29 protein-coding genes are annotated in these 20,736 nt (G+C 32.4%); 26 read left to right on the top strand and 3 right to left on the bottom strand.

The genetic code is table 11. The features are described 5' to 3' along the window. Window positions 1-62 precede the first annotated feature (62 nt). The 26 genes from ABXT06_RS03565 (at window position 63) to ABXT06_RS03440 (ending at window position 17,288) form a co-directional block, all read left to right on the top strand. Window positions 63-812: a DUF2314 domain-containing protein gene (locus ABXT06_RS03565; protein ID WP_354589508.1), complete on the top strand. Its 750-nt coding sequence runs from the start codon at window positions 63-65 to the stop codon at window positions 810-812. A gap of 157 nt (window positions 813-969) precedes the next feature. Next, the gene (locus ABXT06_RS03560; RefSeq protein ID WP_354589507.1) at window positions 970-1,482 is read left to right on the top strand and encodes a TPM domain-containing protein; all 513 of its coding nucleotides are present in this window, start codon (window positions 970-972) and stop codon (window positions 1,480-1,482) included. An 82-nt stretch (window positions 1,483-1,564) separates the two neighbouring features. Further along, a complete protein-coding gene (locus ABXT06_RS03555) occupies window positions 1,565-1,999 on the top strand; it encodes a GNAT family N-acetyltransferase (protein WP_354589506.1) in 435 nt (144 codons plus the stop codon). A gap of 16 nt (window positions 2,000-2,015) precedes the next feature. After that, window positions 2,016-2,402, top strand: coding sequence for a DUF1801 domain-containing protein (locus ABXT06_RS03550; RefSeq protein WP_354589505.1), 387 nt, complete (start codon window positions 2,016-2,018; stop codon window positions 2,400-2,402). A 110-nt stretch (window positions 2,403-2,512) separates the two neighbouring features. After that, a complete protein-coding gene (locus tag ABXT06_RS03545; protein WP_354589504.1) occupies window positions 2,513-2,887 on the top strand; it encodes a YdeI/OmpD-associated family protein in 375 nt (124 codons plus the stop codon). Between the two features lie 57 nt (window positions 2,888-2,944). Beyond that, the gene (locus ABXT06_RS03540; protein ID WP_354589503.1) at window positions 2,945-3,943 is read left to right on the top strand and encodes an ankyrin repeat domain-containing protein; all 999 of its coding nucleotides are present in this window, start codon (window positions 2,945-2,947) and stop codon (window positions 3,941-3,943) included. A 61-nt stretch (window positions 3,944-4,004) separates the two neighbouring features. Then, complete coding sequence (locus ABXT06_RS03535; RefSeq protein ID WP_354589502.1) at window positions 4,005-4,685, top strand: DUF4919 domain-containing protein; 681 nt, start codon at window positions 4,005-4,007, stop codon at window positions 4,683-4,685. Window positions 4,686-4,820: 135 nt separating this feature from the next. Next, the gene (locus ABXT06_RS03530; protein ID WP_354589501.1) at window positions 4,821-5,363 is read left to right on the top strand and encodes a DUF2975 domain-containing protein; all 543 of its coding nucleotides are present in this window, start codon (window positions 4,821-4,823) and stop codon (window positions 5,361-5,363) included. Between the two features lie 10 nt (window positions 5,364-5,373). Next, entirely contained in the window at window positions 5,374-5,580 is a 207-nt protein-coding gene (locus tag ABXT06_RS03525) for a helix-turn-helix domain-containing protein (protein ID WP_008468622.1), read from the top strand. Window positions 5,581-5,659: 79 nt separating this feature from the next. Then, a complete protein-coding gene (locus ABXT06_RS03520) occupies window positions 5,660-6,253 on the top strand; it encodes an NAD(P)H-dependent oxidoreductase (protein WP_354589500.1) in 594 nt (197 codons plus the stop codon). A gap of 24 nt (window positions 6,254-6,277) precedes the next feature. Further along, window positions 6,278-6,718, top strand: coding sequence for a hypothetical protein (locus tag ABXT06_RS03515; RefSeq protein WP_354589499.1), 441 nt, complete (start codon window positions 6,278-6,280; stop codon window positions 6,716-6,718). 105 nt (window positions 6,719-6,823) lie between these two features. Beyond that, window positions 6,824-7,312 (top strand): SRPBCC family protein, encoded by a 489-nt coding sequence (locus ABXT06_RS03510; RefSeq protein ID WP_354589498.1) that lies wholly within the window; start codon window positions 6,824-6,826, stop codon window positions 7,310-7,312. A gap of 34 nt (window positions 7,313-7,346) precedes the next feature. Then, window positions 7,347-7,763: a hypothetical protein gene (locus tag ABXT06_RS03505; RefSeq protein WP_354589497.1), complete on the top strand. Its 417-nt coding sequence runs from the start codon at window positions 7,347-7,349 to the stop codon at window positions 7,761-7,763. 6 nt (window positions 7,764-7,769) lie between these two features. After that, window positions 7,770-7,982: an ArsR family transcriptional regulator gene (locus tag ABXT06_RS03500; protein ID WP_354589496.1), complete on the top strand. Its 213-nt coding sequence runs from the start codon at window positions 7,770-7,772 to the stop codon at window positions 7,980-7,982. Between the two features lie 79 nt (window positions 7,983-8,061). Continuing rightward, a complete protein-coding gene (locus tag ABXT06_RS03495) occupies window positions 8,062-8,430 on the top strand; it encodes a nuclear transport factor 2 family protein (protein WP_354589495.1) in 369 nt (122 codons plus the stop codon). A gap of 126 nt (window positions 8,431-8,556) precedes the next feature. After that, entirely contained in the window at window positions 8,557-9,603 is a 1,047-nt protein-coding gene (locus tag ABXT06_RS03490) for a serine hydrolase domain-containing protein (RefSeq protein ID WP_354589494.1), read from the top strand. Between the two features lies 1 nt (window position 9,604). Then, window positions 9,605-10,030, top strand: a complete 426-nt coding sequence (locus ABXT06_RS03485; RefSeq protein WP_354589493.1) for a DUF1801 domain-containing protein — start codon at window positions 9,605-9,607, stop codon at window positions 10,028-10,030. Further along, window positions 10,027-11,130, top strand: a complete 1,104-nt coding sequence (locus tag ABXT06_RS03480; protein WP_354589492.1) for an MBL fold metallo-hydrolase — start codon at window positions 10,027-10,029, stop codon at window positions 11,128-11,130. The genes ABXT06_RS03485 and ABXT06_RS03480 overlap by 4 nt, the downstream gene beginning before the upstream one ends. A gap of 123 nt (window positions 11,131-11,253) precedes the next feature. Continuing rightward, window positions 11,254-12,378 carry a lactonase family protein gene (locus ABXT06_RS03475; RefSeq protein ID WP_354589491.1) on the top strand — a complete coding sequence of 375 codons (1,125 nt, stop codon included), beginning with the start codon at window positions 11,254-11,256 and terminating at the stop codon, window positions 12,376-12,378. Window positions 12,379-12,524: 146 nt separating this feature from the next. Next, the gene (locus ABXT06_RS03470; protein ID WP_354589490.1) at window positions 12,525-13,049 is read left to right on the top strand and encodes a GNAT family N-acetyltransferase; all 525 of its coding nucleotides are present in this window, start codon (window positions 12,525-12,527) and stop codon (window positions 13,047-13,049) included. 90 nt (window positions 13,050-13,139) lie between these two features. Continuing rightward, entirely contained in the window at window positions 13,140-13,721 is a 582-nt protein-coding gene (locus ABXT06_RS03465; RefSeq protein WP_354589489.1) for an LOG family protein, read from the top strand. A 61-nt stretch (window positions 13,722-13,782) separates the two neighbouring features. Then, complete coding sequence (locus ABXT06_RS03460; protein ID WP_354589488.1) at window positions 13,783-14,445, top strand: porin family protein; 663 nt, start codon at window positions 13,783-13,785, stop codon at window positions 14,443-14,445. A 111-nt stretch (window positions 14,446-14,556) separates the two neighbouring features. Next, the gene (locus ABXT06_RS03455; RefSeq protein ID WP_354589487.1) at window positions 14,557-15,024 is read left to right on the top strand and encodes an SRPBCC family protein; all 468 of its coding nucleotides are present in this window, start codon (window positions 14,557-14,559) and stop codon (window positions 15,022-15,024) included. 261 nt (window positions 15,025-15,285) lie between these two features. Further along, on the top strand, window positions 15,286-15,654 hold the full coding sequence (locus ABXT06_RS03450; RefSeq protein WP_354589486.1) for an iron chaperone: 369 nt from the start codon (window positions 15,286-15,288) through the stop codon (window positions 15,652-15,654). A gap of 41 nt (window positions 15,655-15,695) precedes the next feature. Next, window positions 15,696-16,595 carry a TlpA family protein disulfide reductase gene (locus ABXT06_RS03445; RefSeq protein ID WP_354589485.1) on the top strand — a complete coding sequence of 300 codons (900 nt, stop codon included), beginning with the start codon at window positions 15,696-15,698 and terminating at the stop codon, window positions 16,593-16,595. Window positions 16,596-16,604: 9 nt separating this feature from the next. Continuing rightward, window positions 16,605-17,288: a 2'-5' RNA ligase family protein gene (locus ABXT06_RS03440; RefSeq protein ID WP_354589484.1), complete on the top strand. Its 684-nt coding sequence runs from the start codon at window positions 16,605-16,607 to the stop codon at window positions 17,286-17,288. A gap of 107 nt (window positions 17,289-17,395) precedes the next feature. On the opposite strand, the gene ABXT06_RS03435 is transcribed toward ABXT06_RS03440, so the two are convergent. Genes ABXT06_RS03435 through ABXT06_RS03425 form a run of 3 tightly spaced genes read right to left on the bottom strand, consistent with a single transcriptional unit; the run spans window position 17,396 to window position 20,710 of the window. Further along, on the bottom strand, window positions 17,396-17,755 hold the full coding sequence (locus ABXT06_RS03435; RefSeq protein WP_354589483.1) for a VOC family protein: 360 nt from the start codon (window positions 17,753-17,755) through the stop codon (window positions 17,396-17,398). A gap of 33 nt (window positions 17,756-17,788) precedes the next feature. After that, a complete protein-coding gene (locus ABXT06_RS03430) occupies window positions 17,789-18,532 on the bottom strand; it encodes a DUF2625 domain-containing protein (protein WP_354589482.1) in 744 nt (247 codons plus the stop codon). Between the two features lie 30 nt (window positions 18,533-18,562). Continuing rightward, the gene (locus ABXT06_RS03425) at window positions 18,563-20,710 is read right to left on the bottom strand and encodes a cation:proton antiporter (RefSeq protein WP_354589481.1); all 2,148 of its coding nucleotides are present in this window, start codon (window positions 20,708-20,710) and stop codon (window positions 18,563-18,565) included. Window positions 20,711-20,736 lie beyond the last annotated feature (26 nt).

Here is a 20,736-nt window from a genome sequence, read left to right as displayed (position 1 = left end):
AACATTTCTCCCAAAGTACTAAAAAGATTACTTTTATAAATTATTCTAAATATCCTTTTTTTATGGAAGAAACAAAAATATTCTACGCCGACGGAGAAAATCCAAAAATGATTGAAGCTTACAAAAGAGCTCAGGAAACCTTTAAATATTTCTGGAGAGAACTATCTTGGGAATACCGAAGAATAGTTCCTGGTTTAGATGTCGCTTGCGTAAAACTAGCTTTTACACAAGACATTGACAACGAAACTGTTGTAGAACACATGTGGATTAACGACGTAAACTTTGACGGCGAAAACATATACGGAGTTTTAGTAAATGACCCTGATGAATTGACGAATGTAAGTAACGGAGACGAAGTTGCAATTCCCGTAAATCAAATCAGCGATTGGTTATTTGCCATTAATGGACAAACTTACGGCGCATTTACAATTCAGGCAATGCGTTCTGAAATGAGCGAAGACGAAAGAGAATCTCATGATGAAGCTTGGGGACTAGATTTTGGCGATTTCAATGACATTTTGGTCGTAAATGAACAAAAAGAAAAACCTGAAAATCTGATTGAACACCCAATGAGCAAAAATATGAGAGAAAGTCTTATTGATTTTGTAAAAAATAATCCAGAAGAAGTATCCAGCCAAGACGAATTAGGATATACTTTTCTGCATCGTGAAGCTATTGCGGGAAATCAGACTTCTGTAGAGGTTTTACTGGAATCTGGAGCAGACAAAAATGTAAAAACAGAAACTGGTAAAACCCCTTTAGATTTTGCTAAAGAATTAAAATGGGACCACTTACTTCCCCTTCTGCAATAAAAATTTCAAAATCCGATTTGCTTTTGTAAATCGGATTTTATTTTTATGTAAAGTCATGTATATATTTTCAACTCAAAGCCAAAACTATTCTATTTTTCATCTGTTTAAAATTAAAGAATATGCTACTTTTGCTGCACCAAATCTAAACTGCCACAGAATGAAAAAATTATTCTTTACGCTTGTACTGTTAACCTCAGTTCTTATATCTGCCCAAACAAAAAACGACACCGATTTTGCTACTCAATTAAAAAGCTCTTTTTCGGGTTCTACAGACTGTGTTAATGACTTCGAAAAAATACTGAAACCAGCCGAACTTCAGTCTTTAAACACGACATTAAACGGTTTCGAAAAAGCACATCTTTATAAAATTGTTGTGATCACGACTCCTTCTTATGCTCCATTTCAGTCCTTAGAAGAATATACATTGGAACTAGATAAATTTCTATCAAAAGACCCGCGATTAGACCCAACTCTTTTAATAATCCTAAGTAAAACATTAAGACAAATTCAGGTCATAAGTGTCGATTTTATAAAATACAAATTAAGTACTGAAGACACACAAAACATAATTGCTACTTATTCTGTTCCCGAACTTAAAAAAGGAAACTACTATAAAGCTTTGGAACTGGCATCAAATGAATTCATGAAAAAGCTGGAGACTCAAAAATAAATCAAAATCCAATTTGCATAAGCAAGTCGGATTTTTTTATTTATCTTGTCTATGTTCAATAAACAATAAATGTAAATTCGAGATGATAGTTTTAGAAGAAGCAAAAAATGTCACTTTACCACATTTAAGAACTATTTTCTTAAAAGAAAGACAGCGAACATTTACAGAGCAAGACACATCAGAATTTAAATTAGAAGATTTCGACAAACAAACGCAGGGAGAATACATTTTAACTGCACTTATAGACGATATTCCCGTCGGATTTATTTCGATCTGGATGCCCAACAATTTTATACATCACCTTTACGTTGATACTGAATATCAAGGAAAAAACATTGGCACCCAATTGTTAAAAGCCACAATACAGAAAACAGCATTTCCAATTACTCTAAAATGCCTTGCAAACAATATCAAAGCAATTGAATTTTACCTTAAAAAAGGATTTATAGAAAAATCGAGAGGGCAGTCAAGCAACGGAACTTATATTTTATTTGAGCTAAAACAAGATATAAAATAACCAAAATGCTATAAATATGAATCAGATTCAGGAATACAACGATTCTCAGACAGCAGAAAACAAAGAAATCTGCGATCTTCTTTATACCATTATAAATAAAAATCTAACCGAAGCCGAAAACAAAATCTGGCACGCCCATCCTGTCTGGTTTTTAGACGGAAATCCGATTGTGGGTTACAGTAAATTAAAAGACTCCATCAGATTACTATTCTGGAGCGGACAATCTTTTGATGAGGAAAAACTTAAAAACGAAGGTTCTTTTAAAGCTGCCGAAATGCGTTACATAAACTCCAACCAAATAAATGAAGAAGATTTAAAACGCTGGCTCGAGAAAAGTAGAGAAATTCAATGGGACTATAAAAACATTGTCAAACGAAAAGGCGAATTGCTTCGGTTAAAATAAATCACAAACAATTGAAACATCTAGTTTTCAAAACTTTATTTTTAGTTTCATTACTGACATACTGTTGTCAAAAGGTCGCTTTACCTTTATAAAATAAAAAAACTAAAAAGATGGAAACTAAAGACGGAAAATTAGCTGTTTATGCTACAACAAGGCAATATTGGCGTAACTGGCTCGAAGCAAATAGTCAAACAGAAAAATCGGTTTGGCTAATCTTGTTTCATAAAAAAAGTAAAACGCAAAGTGTCAATTTAGTTGAAGCAACCGAAGAAGCGCTCTGTTTTGGCTGGATTGACAGTTTGTGCAAAAAAAGAGATGCCGAAAGCTATTACCTCACCTTCTCTCATCGAAATCCCAAAACCAGTAAATGGAGCAAACCGAATATCGAAAGAGCCGAACGCATGATTCAACAGAATTTAATGACAGAACATGGCCAAAAATTAATTGATATTGCAAAAGAAAAAGGGAAATGGATTGTTGAATAAAAGAAGTTTTTTTATAGTAAAAAACGTACATTTGAAAATTATAAAATCTAATTTAAAATGGGTAATTTCAAATTCATTCCAGAACAGTATTCTTCAACTCTATCTACAGAGATTGCTAAAGGAGAATTCAATTCAGCAAAAAAAATTATAGAAACAAATTCTATTGATGTTGATTCATATTTTAATAATGAATATTATGAGAATTTATTAGTCGCTGTTCTTACTTCATTTGGATGTAAAGATGAAAATGAAAGAGTAAAAATGCTTCATTATTTACTTGAAAAAGGCGCTAATCCAAATACATATTGCAAAGCGGGTTATAATAGTTTACATATTGCTATACAGCAACAAAAATTAGTAAAATCCTTAGATTTATTTCTTGATTATGGAGGCGACGTAAACTTACCTGATAATAATGGCGGAACGGTTTCGTATTGGGCAATTCAAGGATTTCCATGGCGTACAGAAGGAGAAGAACGCCAACTTCATTTAAACATTATCGAAAAAATAATGATGCTCGGCACAGATCTCGATCTTAAAAACAAATTTGGTGTTAATCCAAGAAAATGGCTTGAACACACTTCTGCTGACGTAAGAGAACTTATTGAAAAATGCGAAAAAAGAAATCCAGTTTACAAACCAAGTCATATAGTTTGTCCAAAATTTCCAACTAACTATAAATTTCCTGAAATTGTTGAACAACTGCGTAAACTTATTCCTCCCACTGGAAAGGCCGAAACAATTGAAGCAGAAATGCTACGAGGGCTAGACAAACTTCAAGACGAAGCATATAGAAATGGAAATGTGAATTACAATCAGTTGCATAAAGATTTTGCTCAATTTATCTCCCTTACACTAACTACATCTTCTATTTTTGACGAAAAAGAAATTAAATTAATAAGTAGCAATGTCAAAAAATTAATGAATTCGAAAAAACCATATTTAGATGATGATGTTTATGATTATCTGACAGATCAGATTTGTGTCTATTATAGTCAACACAATCAAAGCAAAAAAGAAATCACTAAGAGAAAATGGTGGCAATTTGGGAAGTAAAACGAATAAAATAATTTGTATTTTAGTAAGACCAGAACCATAACCTAAAACCCTCTAGATCATGCTAAAACAAATTTTTATTCTACTGTTTTTTTGTTTCGGAATCCAGTTAAATGCCCAAGATATCGGCTTTACAAAACCCGATTATAAAACAATCGAAAAAGAAATTAGTGATAAAAATTCCAAATTCTTTTATCCGAAATTAATGGAAAGGCTTATAAAAAATGATACACTTTTAACGCATGATGAATATCGCCATTTATATTTAGGCTATGTTTTTCAGCCCAAATACAATGCTTTTTGGACTTCTCCTGATGATGAAAAACTCCGCACTTATTATGCTAAAGAAAAATTAGAAAGCTCAGATTACGATGAAATTATAAAGCTAATCAATAATTCATTAAGCGATTTTCCATTTGACTTAAGACAACTTAATTATCTAGCCTATATTTATCATTTAAAAGGAGATGAAAATGCAGCAAAAATTGCCTCTTTTAAGTTTCACAGCATTATGAATGTAATTCTTTCCTCTGGCGACGGCAAGAAATGCGAAACTGGTTTTCATGTTTTAATGGTCGATCACGAATATATATTACTCAACCTTTTTGAAATTGAATCGAAAGGACAATCATTGGTTGAAAATTGTGATTACCTGAGTTTCGAAAAGGGCGTTTACAATGTAGATGGCATTTATTTTAACATAGAAAAAATGCTCGAAAACGAAAAGAAGGTTCTTCGATAAACAAAGTTTTTAAAGATACAAAAATAGCTTCAGCATTAAATTGCTGAAGCTATTTTTTTTGATAAAAACTATTTATTTATTGTTTATCAATAAATTTTTATTATTTTAGCAGCATAACTTGTAATTTCAAATAGTATGGAAATTAAAATTGGAACACCGCAGATTCTAAAAATCCTGAATATTTTATCATGGATTATTTTTATTGGCTTATGCGTAGAAACTGGCATGTATCTTTTTAACGGAATATATACCATAACTATAAATTCCTATAATGCCCGTTTTCTTAGTTTGCTTGATTTATACAATTACAATCCTAGTTTTTACATTCAGGAAATATGTTTTATCAGCATTGTCGCAATCTTAAAAGCAATTATGTTTTATCTTATTGTAAAAATGCTGCACGAGAAAAAATTAAATATAGAACAGCCTTTTACTGCCGAAATGGGACGTTTTATATCTTATCTATCCTATTTGGCTTTCGGAATCGGATTGTTTTCTTTTTGGGCTTTCAAATTCAACAATTGGTTAATTATTAAAGGCGTAAAACTTCCTTCTTTAGAGTCACTAAATCTTGAAGGCCACAGCATTTGGATTTTTATGGCAATTGTGATGTTTGTCGTTGGGCAGATTTTTAAAAGAGGAATCGAAATTCAATCTGAAATTGACCTAACTATTTAAACGAAAAATTATGCCTATTATAGTAAATTTAGATGTCATGATGGCAAAAAGAAAAATGTCATTAAATGAACTTTCAGAAAAAGTAGATTTAACATTATCAAATCTTTCAATTTTAAAAACTGGCAAAGCAAAAGCAATTCGTTTCAGTACACTTGAAGCAATCTGTAAAGTTCTAGATTGTCAGCCAGGTGATATTTTGGAATTCTCTGAAGATTAATTTTGTTTCGTTTTAATTCGTATTTTCGTACAAATCAGATCTGAATTTTAAATAGTTGAAAATCTAAAAAAATCTATCGATGAATGTTTTAATTGTTTACGCGCATCCGAGCAAAAAATCGTATACTTTTCAGGTTTTAGAAAGATTAAAATCGGTTTTAGGCAATGAAAATTGGAACATAGAAGTTTCTGATTTGTATGCTTCTAATTTTGCCAGCGATATGTCTGAAGCAGAATATGAGCGCGAAGGATTTGCTAAAATACAGCTTCCTATTCCTGCAGATATTTTAACAGAACAAGAAAAAATAGAAAAAGCAGATTGTATTATTTTCTTGTATCCTGTCTGGTGGAGCGATTGTCCTGCAAAGTTAAAAGGCTGGTTTGATCGCGTGTATTCAGTTGGATATGCCTACGGACAAAATGAAACTTCAAGAAAGATGAAAACCATTCCGTACGGACTTGTAATTTGCACAGCCGGACATCCGAATGAGTTTTTACTTGAAATTGAAATGGCTCAAAGCATGGAAAAAATCATGCTCGAAGACCGTTTAGGAAAACGTTTTACACACAAAGAAATGATCATTCTAGGCGGAACATTGGAGCTTGAAAATGTAATGGCAAAACATTTTGAACTGATTAATAAAATTCCAGAAAAAATTAAGGTAATACAATAAATCACAAATCTTATTTTATAAAAAATGATAGAAGACAATAATTTAGAAAAATCAGTTTTTGAAGAAATTCCAACCGAAAAAATATATTCAGAAAAAGCTATTAGAATAGGGACATTTTTTGCTGGTCCGCTGGTTGCGGGGTATTGCATTGCAGAAAATTTTAAAGCATTTAATGATTCTGAAAAAGCAAGGAACACATGGACTATTACCACACTATCAATGATTGCAATTATTGGGCTCATTTTTATCATTCCTGATAACTTTCCAAGCATACTTTTCCCTGTACTTTATTCGGCTGTGGCTTCTTATTTCTTAAAAAAATTCCAGGAACAGAACATTCAAAAACATATTCAAAATGGCGGTGAAACTTTCGGCGGGTGGAGAGTTACTTTGATTGGCTTATTGAGCATTCTTATATTTTTTGGAATTATAATGAGTGTTGTCTTACTAACCGAAAACGTCTGACAATTTTTCTGTCCGAAATACACCTCAAAATTGTCTTTTAAACACCTTAATCAATTGATTTTTAGATTGTAATTTTACTTTACTAATTTTAAAAATCAATTGATTATGAACACTCACGATTTTACTACAACAATACTTGTCAATCAATCACCAGAGGAAGTTTTTAAAGCTATACAAAATGTCAAAGGCTGGTGGTCTGAAGAAATTGAAGGCAAAACTGCAAACGAAGGTGATGAATTTAAATACCACTACGAAGATGTTCATCGCTGTAAAATAAAATTGACAGAAGTTATTCCGAATCAGAAAATCGTCTGGCTAATTGAAGAAAACTATTTCAGTTTTACCAAAGACGATACCGAATGGACCAATACAACAGCTGTTTTCGACATTTCGAAAGAAGGCAACAAAACAAAACTCACTTTTACACATGTTGGTTTGGTTCCTGAATACGAATGTTTTGATGTTTGCAAAGCTGGCTGGGGCAACTATATCGAGAACAGTTTGAAAAAATTAATAGAAACTGGAAAAGGCCAACCAAACGCAACAGGAAAACCTCAAATAGAAACCGAAAGAGCATTATCATCAAAAGAATAAATTTCATAAATTCGTTATAATAAAAACGAAAATTATGAACCCTATATTTAGAAATACTTTGGCCGTAATTGCAGGTCTTGTTATTGGAAGCATTGTCAACATGAGTATCATTTTAATAAGCGGTTCTATAATTCCGCCTCCAAATGGTGCCGATGTTACCACTACAGAAGGTTTACAGGCAAGCATGCATTTATTCGAGCCAAAGCATTTTCTATTTCCTTTTTTAGCCCACGCAATCGGAACTTTTGCAGGAGCACTTACAACTGCGTTATCCGCTGCGTCTCACAAAACAAAATTAGCTTTTGTCATTGGAGCCTTCTTTTTATTTGGTGGCATCACAATGGTCTTTACACTTCCTTCTCCAATCTGGTTTAGCATTGTCCATTTGGTCTTTGCTTATCTTCCAATGGCTTATTTGGCTTCTAAAATCGCTGTAAAAAAGAAAATCTAAATAAAAATGGAAACCAAAAATACTGCAAAACCAGCAAAAAAATGCTACAGCCATATTGGCGGTAAACTCGGCGAACTGCTTTTGGAAACATTTGCAGACAAAAAATGCATTGCCAAAAATGATGCTTCAGACAAGCATTTCTATATAACAGAATTGGGCGAAAAAGAATTTGCGAAATTGGATATCGATCTTACCAAAATCAAATCGGAAGCCATCTAATTTTATAAATTCCCTGTTATTTTCTGCAAAATTTATAGCACTTAATTTCATAACTTAGTTTGCTTTTAAATTTTGAATTATGACTAAGAAAGAAATCGCTAAAAACTTCCTGAAACTAGCAGCAAAAGGGCATCCTCATGAAGGTTTTCGATTATATGTCGGAAAGAATTTCAAACATCATAACGCCTATTTCAAAGGCGACGCCGACACATTGATGCTTGCTATGGAAGAGTCTGCCAGAACAAACCCGAATAAAGTGTTTAAAATCCATCATATTTTGGAAGACGGAAACTTGGTTGCCGTGCATTCACATCTCAAACAAACCCCTTCAGATATTGGTTTTGCGGTTGTGCACATTATCAAATTCGAATCGGATAAAATCGTAGAGCTTTGGGATTTAGGGCAGCCTGTACCAAAAGATTCTATTAATGAAAATGGAATGTTCTAATTAATTGTGAGTTGTTAATGGTAAATTATTAATTCAAAAACTAAATCTATAAATAGCGGCTAAGGCATATTTTCACATTTCACATTTCACATTTCACATTTTACAATTCACCATCAACAATTATAAATGAACTTCATCACTAAAATCTCTTTATTATTAGTTTTAATCTTCGCTTCTTGCAATTCATCGGCTCAAAAAAAAGACGATTATAAAAAAAGTATTGATAGTATAATTCAAACCTCAAACCCTAAATTTAATGGTGTGGTTTTGATTTCTAAAAACGGAAAAACATTGTATTCAAAAGTTGAAGGTTTGTCAAATTTCGAAAGTAAAAAGCCTTTGAAAATGGATACGCAATTTGAAATCATGTCGAACAGTAAATTAATTGCTGCCGTTTTGCTTTTATTGGAAGTAGAAAGAGGAAAAGTAGATTTGAATGCACCAATAAAAAAATATCTGCCTGAATTAACTCAAACTTGGGCAGATTCTGTTACAGTTCATCAGCTCCTTAATCATTCGCACGGAATTGTCGATTTACAAAAACCTTTGGCTTTTAAGCCAGGAACACAATTCAAATATGGGAATCTAAGCTTTAATTTAATTGCAAAAATTGTCGAATTCAGCTCTAAAAAAAGCTATAGAGAAGTTGCCGAATCACTTTTTAAGCAATTAAAAATGAATTATACTTTTTGCTATTCTGGAGATAAAACTCAAAATTTGGCAATCGGTTATTTCAATGCAAAAACTCAATTGGAACCTATTACAACGAGACAAATTACTAACGAAAGCCTTGGAGCAGATGGCGTTATTTCTACAGCATCAGATTTAGTAGTTTGGAACAATAATCTTCATAAAGGAAAGATTCTAAAACCAGAATCGTATCAATTATTAATTAAAAATACCATTTTATCTCAGCATAATTTCTTCGGAAAAGCAAAACAACCTTATGGTTATGGAATTAGAATTGTTGAAGAAGAACCTATTAAATATCTCGGACATACAGGTTTAGGTGATGGATTTTCTTCTGTAAATTTGTATTTCCCGGAAAGTGATGTGAGTTTGATTGTAATGGAAAATCAGATGCCAGAAGATTCTAATTTGTTTTATGCAACTGAATTTAAAATCAAAAACATGCTTTTGAAAAGCGATTTATTAAATAAAAAAACAAACTGAAATGGCAAAAAATAAAACCACAGAAACTCAAAATAGCGTGACTGATTTTATTAACGCTGTTGAAAATGATGTCAAAAGAAATGATGCTTTTGAACTTCTAAAAATAATTGAGGAAATAACAGGTTTTGAACCAAAAATGTGGGGACCAAGTATTATTGGTTTTGGAAGCTACCATTACAAATACGAAAGCGGTCACGAAGGTGACGCTCCGTTGGCTGGTTTTTCGCCAAGAAAAACAGCAATGACTGTTTATTTTTATCTGCCAGAAGAAAAAAGAGAAGCACTTTTATCTAAACTTGGAAAACATACTTCGTCTAAGGCATGCATTTACATTAAAAAATTGGCTGATATTGATATCGAAACCTTAAAAAAGATAATTTTACTTTCAATTGAATATACCCAAAATTTATATCCTCAAAATCAATGATTACATTCTTAATTCTATTATGCTTGATTGTTTTGGCATTTTACATATTCCTGCAACATCCAAAATTCGGAAAAGCACCTTCGGGAGAAAGACTAGTTCAAATTCAAAATTCACCGCAATATAAAAATGGAAAATTCGAAAATCAGAGTTTTACGCCAGATTTAGCTGAAGGAGCAAGTATGGCTGGAGTTTTATTTGAATTTTTCTTTAAAAAAGTAGATCGAAAAGTCCCGACAGATTTGATTCCGTCTATAAAAACCAATTTATTAGAACTTCCTTTAAATCAGGATATTTTAGTTTGGTTTGGGCATTCGTCATATTATATTCAGCTGGAAGGAAAACGTTTTTTGATTGATCCTGTTTTCAGCGGTAATGCCTCTCCTATTCCTGGCACAACAAAATCGTTTAAAGGTTCTGATATTTATACAGTTGAAGATCTTCCAGAAATTGACTATTTATTGATTACACATGATCATTATGATCATTTGGATTACGATACAATTTTAAAATTAAAACCTAAAACTAAAAAAATAATTACGGCGCTTGGAGTTGGCTCGCACCTAGAATTCTGGGGATTTCCATCTAAAAATATCATTGAAAAAGACTGGTACAGCACTATCAAATTAGATGAAAATCTGACCATTCATACTGCTCCTTCCCGTCATTTTTCGGGCAGAGGTTTTAAAAGATGTAATACACTTTGGACTTCTTTCATTCTCGAAACTAAAGATTTTAAAATGTATTTGGGCGGAGACAGTGGCTACGATTCTCATTTTGTTGAAATTGGCGAAAAATTTGGTCCATTTGATATTGCATTAATCGATAACGGCCAATACAATGAAAAATGGAAATACATTCACAATATGCCAGAAGATGTTATAAGAGCCATGAAAGACCTGAAAGCTAAAAGAGTATTTCCAGTGCACTCATCAAAATTTGCTTTATCGCTACATTCTTGGGATGAACCTTTAAATAAAGTGACTGAATTGAATCGTTTATCTGAAAATCCGATTTCATTAATCACACCAATGATCGGCGAAGTTGTCGAATTGAAGAATAATAAACAAGAATTTAAACAATGGTGGAAAGGGGTTAATTAATTTATGAATTGTTAATTACTATGTCACCCTGAGCGAAGTCGAAGGGCGCTCCAATTGGCACTAGGGCTTCGACTTCGCTCAGTCTGACAAATTGAACAAAGCCTAAAACTCTTAAAACAAAAAATGAAACAAAAAACATACTATTTTGCACTTGTTTTTCTGATAACAATAAACCTGTTTTCTCAAAGCACTTATGTCTTTTTGGGATCATATAATCGTGATAAAACGGCCGAAGCAATTCAGGTTTATCAATTGGACACTTTGAACGGGAAACTAACCAAATTTACTTCAGTTAAAAATATTGTGAATCCGTCTTATTTGACGATTTCTCCAAATGGAAAATATGTTTATGCGTGTACGGATACCAAAACTCCGAATGCAGGAAGTGTGAGCAGTTTTGAATTCAACACAAAAGCAAAAACTTTGACTTTTTTAAATAGTCAGAGAAGCAGAGGCGAAAATCCTGTGTATGTTAGCGTTCATAAAAACGGAAAATGGTTGGCAAATGCCAATTATACAGAAGGAAGCGTTTCTGTTTATCCAATTCTAGAAAATGGTAAAATTGATTCTATTGCGCAGAATTTTCAATATACGGATGGTAGTACAAATAAAGAAAGGCAAACAAGATCTCACGTACACTCGGCTATATTTTCGCCACAATGCGATTATTTATTTTTACCCGATTTAGGCGCCGATAAAATACGCTGTTATGCTTTTGATCAAAATCAGAAGAAGCCTTTAATCGAAACTCAAAGTCCGTTTACAAAAACTGATTTAGAAGCTGGCCCAAGACATTTTACCTTTCATCCTAATCAAAAATGGGGATATTGTATTGAAGAAATGGCGGGACAAATAAGTGTTTACAATTATGAAAATGGCCTCTTGAACAAAATTCAACGCATTGCCACACATCCCGACAAAATCAAAGAAGGTTTTGAAAGCTCCGATGTTCATATTTCTCCTGATGGAAAATTTCTTTATGCAACAAACCGAGGCAAGGAAAACAATATTGCAATATTCTCAATTGATGAAAACGGATTATTGAAAAACATTGGCTATCAATCTACTTTAGGAAAACATCCTCGCGTTTTTGCTATTGACGAAAGTGGAAAATTTCTAGTGGCTTCGAATGTTCAAACTAATAATGTTGTTGTTTTTAAAAGAAATTCTAAAACTGGATTATTAAAGAAAGTGGGAAAACAGATTAAAATGCAAAATGTTTCCTGTGTGCAGATTAAACAGATTTAACTTTTTTGTTTCACGCAGATTTTGCAGATTAAATAGATTTTATTCTGTCTTCCTTAGCGAAGTCGAAGGATCGCTAGTTGAGTCGACAAAGATTGAAAACGAAAAACTGAATGGAATAAAAATTAATCAATCAAAAAACCAAAAAAATGCAAACATCAAATTTCAATTTACAGCCAGATTTTTTAGAAAATGAAATTTCAAAATTAATTCCTTTAGAAGAAAAACATTTTGAAGCATTGTTTGAAGCTGCTTCTGATCCACTAATTTGGGAACAGAATCCAGTAAAAGACCGATACACAAGAGAAGGTTTTAAAACTTATTTTGATATTATAATTACAAAGAATCCATTCTTAATTCTTGATAAGCAAACTAATGAAATAATGGGAACTACTAGTTTTTACGACTACAATCCCGAAAAATCAAACGTTGGAATCGGCTACACTTTTATTACAAGAAAATATTGGGGAGGACCTTATAATAATTCAAACAAAAAACTAATGATGGATTATGCTTTCCAGCATGTCAATTCGGTGCTTTTTCATGTTGGAGCAGAAAATTTCCGATCTCAAAAAGCCGTCTTAAAACTTGGAGCCAAAAAAATTAATGAGTTGACATTTACTATTAACGGCGCTGATTTTCCTTATTTTGAATATGAACTACAAAAAAAATGATGAATTATAAGTTATGAATTATAAGTTGACAATAACTTGTAATTTAGATCCCAACTCATAACTTATAACTCATAACTCATAACTCAAAAGATGAAAAGAATAACTGTTTTCTGTGCCTCTAGTTTTGGCACTGAAAAAATTTACGAAGAACAAGCCATTGTTTTAGGAAAAACTTTGGCCGAACAAAATATAGAGCTCGTTTACGGTGGCGCAAATGTGGGACTGATGGGCGCAGTTGCAGATGGAGCTTTAAATTCTGGTGGAACTGTAATTGGGGTTCTTCCAAATTTTCTACGATCGAAAGAAATCGCTCATTTAGGTTTAACCGAATTAATCTTGGTTGAAAGCATGCACGAAAGAAAAACAAAAATGAATGATTTATGCGATGGTGTCATTGCACTTCCAGGAGGTTTTGGAACTCTAGAAGAACTTTTCGAAATGTTAACTTGGGCACAATTAGGATTACATAAAAAACCAATAGCCATTTTGAACGTAAACGGTTTTTACGATGCTTTGATAACTTTATTGCAAACTATGACAGAAAAGGGATTGCTGAAAGAAGTCAATCGAGAAATGCTTTTAGTAAGCGATAATATTGATGATCTGCTGGAGCAAATGAAGAATTATGTTGCGCCAAGTGTTGGAAAATGGATTGATAAAAAGAAGCTTTAATTACAATAGTAAAAGCCAATTACATATATTCGCTCTTCAAAATTAACCAGCCAATTACTAAATGAAAAAAATTACCTTACTCCTTTTTACAATTACTTTAATCGCATTCAAAACAACTGCACAAGAATCAAAATTTAAATTTGGAGTTCAAGCAGGTTTAACCTACTCAAGTTTTAGAGGCTACGAATCTTTTATAGATGAAGACCCTGGTTTCTCTTATTTATTTGGAGTTTCATTACAATACAAACTGAATGAAAGTCTATCCTTAAAAGCAGATTTGGATTACGATAGAAAAACAAAAACTTCAAAAGGAGAAGGTGCTTATATTTCGGATATATCATATAAATATTATAGTATTAAAACAACTAATTACTTTAACTATATTACACTTCCTATAATGTTAAAATTCAATTTTACCCGAAATAAGAGTTTTTATATTAATGGAGGGCCTTATTTTGGTTATTTGCTTAAGTCTGGTTGGAAATATGAAACTTCTGGTATACAAAACTCAAATGAAAATTTAGAAGACACAAAATACAGCAAATCATTGGATTTTGGAATTTCAGCTGGATTCGGAAAAGAATTTAAACTAAATGACAATCACAACATCTATATTGAATTACGAGAAAATTTAGGTCTAACAGATATTGCTAAATATCCTATTAGATCTGATGGATCAATGAAAACAAATTCTCTTAATTTAATCGCTGGATTTACATTTTAATTAAATTTTAGGACATAATAATATCTGAATTCCTAAATTAGAAGTTTAAATGTAAATTAATTTAAAATTTACATTTAAACTTCTAACAAATAACTTCTAATCTAAAAAGAAATGAAAACAGAAAATAACAAATTTGCAAAAGCCGAAATGCTGATTAGAAAACCTGTTTCAGAAGTTTTTCAGGCTTTTATTGATCCGCAGATAACCAGTAAATTTTGGTTTACAAAAGGATCCGGAAAATTAGAAGAAAACCAGAAAACCGAATGGACTTGGGAAATGTATGGTTTTTCGCTTTCGGTTACCACACTTGTTTTACAAGAAAACAAAAAGATTGTCATAGAATGGGGAAACCCAGACGAAATTACTTTGGTAGAATGGGTTTTTAGTCCATTAAACGAAAATGAAACTTTTGTGAGTATTACCAATTCTGGTTTTCAGGGAGATTCGGATAAAATAATCGATCAGGTTCGTAATTCAACTGAAGGTTTTACTCTGGTTTTAGCGGGAGCAAAAGCTTATTTGGAGCATAATTTACGATTGAATCTGGTTCTAGATCGTTTTCCAAAGGGACTCGCTTAATTTTTTTAACAGCATAGTCTTTTTTTTACCGCAAAGCACGCAAAGATTTACGCAAAGTACGCTAAGTTTTTTGCGAGTCATTTAAAACGAAAAAGTTCACAAAGCTTTGCCTAGACAAAGTTTTTTTATAGACTATGCTTTGCGAACTTAAAATATAGATTTTGCTTAGTCTTCGCATTAAAAAACCTTAGCGCACTTTGCGGTAAAGCTTTAACTGCAAAGAAAGGCAACTTGAAACGTGAAACCTGAAACAAAAAAACTATGGAAGTTAAAAAACCCGAAAACATAGACGAATACATTGGCGGATTTCCGAATGATGTTCAGGAAGTTCTAGAAAAAGTTCGAATGACGATTCAGAAAGCAGCTCCAGATGCTAAGGAAAAAATCAGCTATTCGATGCCAGCTTTTGAGCAGAATGGAATTGTGGTTTATTTTGCAGCTTTTAAAAACCATATTGGGCTATATGCTTTACCAAGCGGACATGAAGCTTTTGCTGAAAAACTTGCTAAATATAAATCAGGAAAAGGTTCTGTTCAATTTCCTTTGAAAGATCCAATGCCTTTTGACTTAATTGCTGAAATTGTTAAGTTTAGGGTAAAAGAAAATCTTGAAAAAGCAAAAAAGAAATAATTTTAAATTCTATTTTCTTATTATTTACAAAGTCTTATTTAATGAAAAAAATAAACCTTCTTCTTTTACTTCTCACCTTTTTTATAAGCTATTTGGGTTTTGCTCAAGACGAAGCTGCAATTGAAAAAGAAATTTTAGAACTTCATAAACCCACAAAAAAAGTTCGTGATTCAATCGTAAAACTACAAAAAGAAGTTTATTCAAAAATTGAAATTGAAAAGGATTCTATAATTAAGAATCAATTAAACCTTCGTTTGGATGAATTGGAAAATGCAAAAGATCAAAATGATATTGAAGAATTAAAACTTGATTTTGTTTTTGCTAAAAACCATCCTAATTCATACCGTGCTTTACAACTTATACGAATTCATGTTGGTCGTTTTATTGGAATGAGTTTTTATGACACTTTCGTAGAAGTTTTTGAAAATTTCACCCCAGAAATAAAGAATTCGGAAAAAGGGCAAGAAATGTCCGAGAAGTTAAAATATTTTAAACAAAGCAAAGTTGGAAGTCCTGCTCCCTACTTTAATCTGAAAGATATTGATAATAAAGACATTTCGCTTGCCGATTTTAAAAACAAACAATATGTTTTAATAGATTTCTGGGCTAGCTGGTGTGCTCCTTGCCGCGAAGAATTACCTTACATTAGAGAGTTATACAAAAAATACAAATCACAAGGTCTTGAAATTATAAGCGTTACAAAAGACGAAAAATCAGATGCTTGGAAAAAGGCCATTGCAAAAGATAAAATCGAATCTTGGAAACACATTTCGATTTTAGAAAATAATAGTTCTATAGATAAGGATTATTTCGTCAGCGGAATTCCGCACAAAGTTCTTATTGATAAAAACGGCATTATTATTGGGAAATGGAAAGGCGGCGGAGAGAACAATAAACATGATTTACAAAAGCTTCTAAAATCGATTTTTGAAGCTGAATAACGTACAAAAATGAATTTAACCGAACATTACAATCAGCTTTATAAAACATCTTCTGAAATCATTTCAGCAGGAAAATACTCGATCGATTTTGATCTTAAAAACGAATCTGATTCCCGTTTCGGAATTACGCTTCTTATTCGTCCAAATGATGAAATTAAAGCTAACATTCAGACTTTTATCAACGAATTAAAAAAGGCTGAACCAGAACAGTATTTTTATCCAGATTCAGATATCCATATTACAGTAATGTCGATTATTTCTTGTTCGGATAAATTTACATTAAATCAGATCTCACCAAACGAATATATTGAAGTAATTTGCAGAAGTCTTGTTGAAGTGGAAAAAATCAAAATCCATTACAAAGGCATAACTGCTTCTCCATCGGCAATTATGATTCAAGGATTTCCAAGTGATGAAACATTGAATAATTTACGAAATAGACTTAGAGAGAATTTCAAAAATTCAGGATTACAGCAATCTATAGACAGCCGATATGAAATTTCAACAGCGCATTCTACTATAATGCGTTTTCAGGAAAAGCTTCAAAATCCTAAAAGATTAATAGAAATAGTAGAAAAGTTTCATGATTATGATTTCAGGGAGTTTGAGGTCAAAAATTTAGAGTTGGTTTATAATGACTGGTATCAAAGAAAAAGCTCAACGCGTGTTTTGGGTGATTTTGGATTGAGATGATTTTTTTTGCTTGCCACTAATTTCACCAATTTACACGAATTTATTTTATTTTCTAATTGAATAACCATTGGTGAAAATTTGTGTAATTCGTGACAAAAAAATACGGCCTATTTAAACTTCCCAAAATGCCATAAAACTCCTGCTGGATCGTGCAGGAAACATTCGCTTCCCCAATCTAAATGGCGAGTTGGGGTTAGTTTTACATCGTATTTTTCAGTCAAACTGAGTGCTAATAATTCATTAAAATAACGATCCACATCATCAACTTCTAGAAAAATCATAGTGTTTTCAATCCAACTTTTATCGTAATAATCTTGAAGATAAAAAGCAATTTCTCCTGTTTTAAAAACCGAAAAATTAGATTCTAAAACCGTTTCTTCGAATCCTAAATCTCGATAGAAACTTCTGGATATTTCAAAATTTTTAGAACCAATAAATGGGCGTATTGACTTAGCATTGTGATTCATTTTGATATTTTTTTGAAATTATTCTTCCTATTTTCACTTTTCAAAACCAAGCTGTTTTCTCAAATCGAGATTAAGACCATACTGCTCTTGAATTGGGATAACTTTTCGTGTATTTTTATTAATATCGCTTCCATCAGCAGTCCAGAGAAAAGGATAGAAATTAAAAACTTCATCACCTTTTAGCTTTGACACTTCTTCGCGCCATCCAGTCCATCTATTGCCTTCATAGAATTTATCAAGATCATTATTAAAACAAAAACCTAAAAACTCAGAATAAGTAATATCAAGCGGTTCATATTCTAAATTATCAGGAGAAAAATAATAAATCTTTCCCAGATCATTTCCTAAACCTCCACCATTCAATAAGTAAAAACCTCCAATTGCATCATCTGCAATCAACAGAAAGTTGGGAGTTTCTCCAAACTCTTGAAATGATTTCCCTTTATTCCAATCAGGTAATGTTCTATTAAATTTTGCACTTCCAGAACCCAAAATTCTAATCCAGCCATCGTCTATTAAAAGACCTCCTGTCATAAAAATTACAGCGCCCATAGTAGACCTCGTTGTAACTTGAGTTTTATATAAAGTCTCTTTTGCTCGTACAGGATCAACTGGTAAAATCTCTACTTTATTTTTTGCAGTTTTAATCCACTCTTCTACAACTGGCCAACCTGGATCAGCTTTATCTATAAGTTCTTCTGTGTTTTTCATTTTATTCTGGGCATTTACTATAGAAGTAATCGCGATCAATACAATTAGCAGGAATTTTTGTTTCATTTATTCGATTGCAGCTTTTAAAAAGATTGCCTAATTTTTCTTCAAAATACTTCCAATGCCTCGACCAATCTGTTCTATAGCTTCAATTCCTTTTGCTAAAGGCGATGCCGTAAAATCTTCATAAGCATCCATCGAACTTTCTTTTCTATCGTCTTGCGGATAAACCAAAATCACATTATTTCCATTGAAATATTTTTCAAATTTCTGTGGCAGTTTATCAAAAATTGACTGATACGAAATAGAACCTTTTCTTGAAAGATTGAAAACTACTAAATCAGTTGTTTTTATTTCATCGGAAATACTTTCAAAATCTTCCCAATCAGAAACATTTTTAAATCCTAATTTGGCATTCAATTTCAAATTATTAGCAATCTGTTGAATGGTTTCGTGAGTTTTATATTCGGCATGAAGTACAATCGGAATGCTTAATTCTTGAGATAAGCGACAGATTTTCTGAAGCAATAAATGAAATCCAACGCCTCTCTCAGAAAATGGCGGACAGATAAAAACCAGTCTTTTTTCTTCAATAAAATTCTTCTGAAACCTACAGATAAACAGATTTTTATCAACATTATTGATTATGGAATCTACATTTTCTCCAAAGATTTTATCAATAAATCCTGTTTTTCTCGGCCATCCAACAATCACAATATCAGACATGATTTCTTTAGAAGTTCTCGCAATTCCGCTCGCAGGATTGTGATCAATTCTGGCAATGGTATTGATCTTAACTTCTGAAGCTGAACCTTGAATAACAAATTTATCGGCCGCTTTTCTGTATTTCAAAATGTTTTTTTCTGCCTGATTATTATTCGGAACAATCGTCAATAAAGTAATTGGGTTAGATGATTTTTTATCTTTTATTAAAAGGGCAAAATCCAATAAACTTGCCGCTGCAGAAGTTTTAGCCAACGGAATCAAAATATGTTCGTCAAGTATTTGGTCTCTTTCTGTATCTTCATGCGAAAATTCTTCTTCGCAGATTGCAATTTTCTTAGCCGCTTTTTCAGTGGCAAATGAAGCCACAATACACGTAATCAGAATCAGAATAATGGTTCCGTTTAAGATATTTTCATCCAAAATTTTAGCTTTATAACCCACCAGAATTACGGCTAAAGTTGCTGCAGCGTGCGCACTGCTTAATCCAAAAATAAGCTGTCTTTCGGTTCTGGTATATTTAAAAACAATCTGAGTAAAAAATGCAGCAATCCATTTTCCGAATATTGCCACAACACTCAAAGTTCCAGCTACAATCAGAGCAGTTGGCCCGCTTAAAATAACGCTAACATCAACAAGCATTCCCACTGAAATCAGGAAGAATGGAATAAATAGAGAATTTCCAATAAACTCAATCCTATTCATCAATGCAGAAGAATGCGGGATTAATGGATTTAACGCCAAACCAGCAACGAAAGCTCCAATGATTGGCTCTACTCCTGCTACCTCGGCCAAAAAGGCTGCAAAGAAAACCACGGAAAGCACAAAAATATAATGAGCATGTTTTTCACTTTCTAATTTTTTGAAAAACCATTTGGCGATTCTTGGAATAAGCAAGAACATTATGGCAGAAAAAATTGCCAGTGAAATAGTCAATTTGATCCAAAAAGCCTGATTTAAGCTTCCTTGAGCACTTCCCATAATTACGGCAAGAATAATCAAAACGGCAGTATCTGTCAAAATTGTTCCTCCAACAGTAATTGCCACTGCTTGATTTTTAGCAATTCCCAGTTTACTTACAATCGGATACGCAACCAAAGTATGGGTTGCAAACATACTCGCTGTTAAGAAACTGGCATTAAAATCGTATTGAAGCAAATAAAAACAAACTGGAAATCCTATCGAAAGTGGCAAAATAAAAGTAAAAAGACCAAAGAGCAAACTCTTATTTCGATTGGCTTTAAACTCATTCATATCCAATTCTAGCCCTGCAATAAACATAATATACAAAAGTCCAATTGTGGAAAAAAGATCAACTGCAGAGTTTTTTGCCAAGATATTTAAACCGTGCGGGCCTATAATAACTCCTGAAATAATAAGTCCAATAATTCCAGGAATGTTTATCTTTTTAAGTAAAATTGGGCAAAGCAGAATTATAAAAAGTATTAATGAAAAAATTAATACAGGGTTGCTTAAAGGTAATTCGAATTCTTGTAATAGATGTCTGAAAAATTCTATCATATGGTAACTTTATCTTCTTGTGGCAT

The organism is Flavobacterium sp. UW10123 (assembly GCF_040538975.1).
Classification (GTDB): Bacteria; Bacteroidota; Bacteroidia; order Flavobacteriales; family Flavobacteriaceae; genus Flavobacterium.
The sequence above is the reverse complement of the archived record's forward strand: the minus strand, read 5'-3'. Positions and strand labels throughout refer to the sequence as shown.

Coding starts and splice junctions, on each gene's coding strand:
- ABXT06_RS03445 (WP_354589485.1), top strand. CDS start 15,696: ATGAAAAAAATAAACCTTCTTCTTTTACTTCTCACCTTTTTTATAAGC.
- ABXT06_RS03535 (WP_354589502.1), top strand. CDS start 4,005: ATGCTAAAACAAATTTTTATTCTACTGTTTTTTTGTTTCGGAATCCAG.
- ABXT06_RS03550 (WP_354589505.1), top strand. CDS start 2,016: ATGAATCAGATTCAGGAATACAACGATTCTCAGACAGCAGAAAACAAA.
- ABXT06_RS03525 (WP_008468622.1), top strand. CDS start 5,374: ATGCCTATTATAGTAAATTTAGATGTCATGATGGCAAAAAGAAAAATG.
- ABXT06_RS03425 (WP_354589481.1), bottom strand. CDS start 20,710: ATGATAGAATTTTTCAGACATCTATTACAAGAATTCGAATTACCTTTA.
- ABXT06_RS03560 (WP_354589507.1), top strand. CDS start 970: ATGAAAAAATTATTCTTTACGCTTGTACTGTTAACCTCAGTTCTTATA.
- ABXT06_RS03540 (WP_354589503.1), top strand. CDS start 2,945: ATGGGTAATTTCAAATTCATTCCAGAACAGTATTCTTCAACTCTATCT.
- ABXT06_RS03490 (WP_354589494.1), top strand. CDS start 8,557: ATGAACTTCATCACTAAAATCTCTTTATTATTAGTTTTAATCTTCGCT.
- ABXT06_RS03545 (WP_354589504.1), top strand. CDS start 2,513: ATGGAAACTAAAGACGGAAAATTAGCTGTTTATGCTACAACAAGGCAA.
- ABXT06_RS03450 (WP_354589486.1), top strand. CDS start 15,286: ATGGAAGTTAAAAAACCCGAAAACATAGACGAATACATTGGCGGATTT.
- ABXT06_RS03475 (WP_354589491.1), top strand. CDS start 11,254: ATGAAACAAAAAACATACTATTTTGCACTTGTTTTTCTGATAACAATA.
- ABXT06_RS03465 (WP_354589489.1), top strand. CDS start 13,140: ATGAAAAGAATAACTGTTTTCTGTGCCTCTAGTTTTGGCACTGAAAAA.
- ABXT06_RS03430 (WP_354589482.1), bottom strand. CDS start 18,532: ATGAAACAAAAATTCCTGCTAATTGTATTGATCGCGATTACTTCTATA.
- ABXT06_RS03505 (WP_354589497.1), top strand. CDS start 7,347: ATGAACCCTATATTTAGAAATACTTTGGCCGTAATTGCAGGTCTTGTT.
- ABXT06_RS03460 (WP_354589488.1), top strand. CDS start 13,783: ATGAAAAAAATTACCTTACTCCTTTTTACAATTACTTTAATCGCATTC.
- ABXT06_RS03515 (WP_354589499.1), top strand. CDS start 6,278: ATGATAGAAGACAATAATTTAGAAAAATCAGTTTTTGAAGAAATTCCA.
- ABXT06_RS03440 (WP_354589484.1), top strand. CDS start 16,605: ATGAATTTAACCGAACATTACAATCAGCTTTATAAAACATCTTCTGAA.
- ABXT06_RS03500 (WP_354589496.1), top strand. CDS start 7,770: ATGGAAACCAAAAATACTGCAAAACCAGCAAAAAAATGCTACAGCCAT.
- ABXT06_RS03520 (WP_354589500.1), top strand. CDS start 5,660: ATGAATGTTTTAATTGTTTACGCGCATCCGAGCAAAAAATCGTATACT.
- ABXT06_RS03470 (WP_354589490.1), top strand. CDS start 12,525: ATGCAAACATCAAATTTCAATTTACAGCCAGATTTTTTAGAAAATGAA.
- ABXT06_RS03485 (WP_354589493.1), top strand. CDS start 9,605: ATGGCAAAAAATAAAACCACAGAAACTCAAAATAGCGTGACTGATTTT.
- ABXT06_RS03455 (WP_354589487.1), top strand. CDS start 14,557: ATGAAAACAGAAAATAACAAATTTGCAAAAGCCGAAATGCTGATTAGA.
- ABXT06_RS03555 (WP_354589506.1), top strand. CDS start 1,565: ATGATAGTTTTAGAAGAAGCAAAAAATGTCACTTTACCACATTTAAGA.
- ABXT06_RS03495 (WP_354589495.1), top strand. CDS start 8,062: ATGACTAAGAAAGAAATCGCTAAAAACTTCCTGAAACTAGCAGCAAAA.
- ABXT06_RS03480 (WP_354589492.1), top strand. CDS start 10,027: ATGATTACATTCTTAATTCTATTATGCTTGATTGTTTTGGCATTTTAC.
- ABXT06_RS03565 (WP_354589508.1), top strand. CDS start 63: ATGGAAGAAACAAAAATATTCTACGCCGACGGAGAAAATCCAAAAATG.
- ABXT06_RS03435 (WP_354589483.1), bottom strand. CDS start 17,755: ATGAATCACAATGCTAAGTCAATACGCCCATTTATTGGTTCTAAAAAT.
- ABXT06_RS03510 (WP_354589498.1), top strand. CDS start 6,824: ATGAACACTCACGATTTTACTACAACAATACTTGTCAATCAATCACCA.
- ABXT06_RS03530 (WP_354589501.1), top strand. CDS start 4,821: ATGGAAATTAAAATTGGAACACCGCAGATTCTAAAAATCCTGAATATT.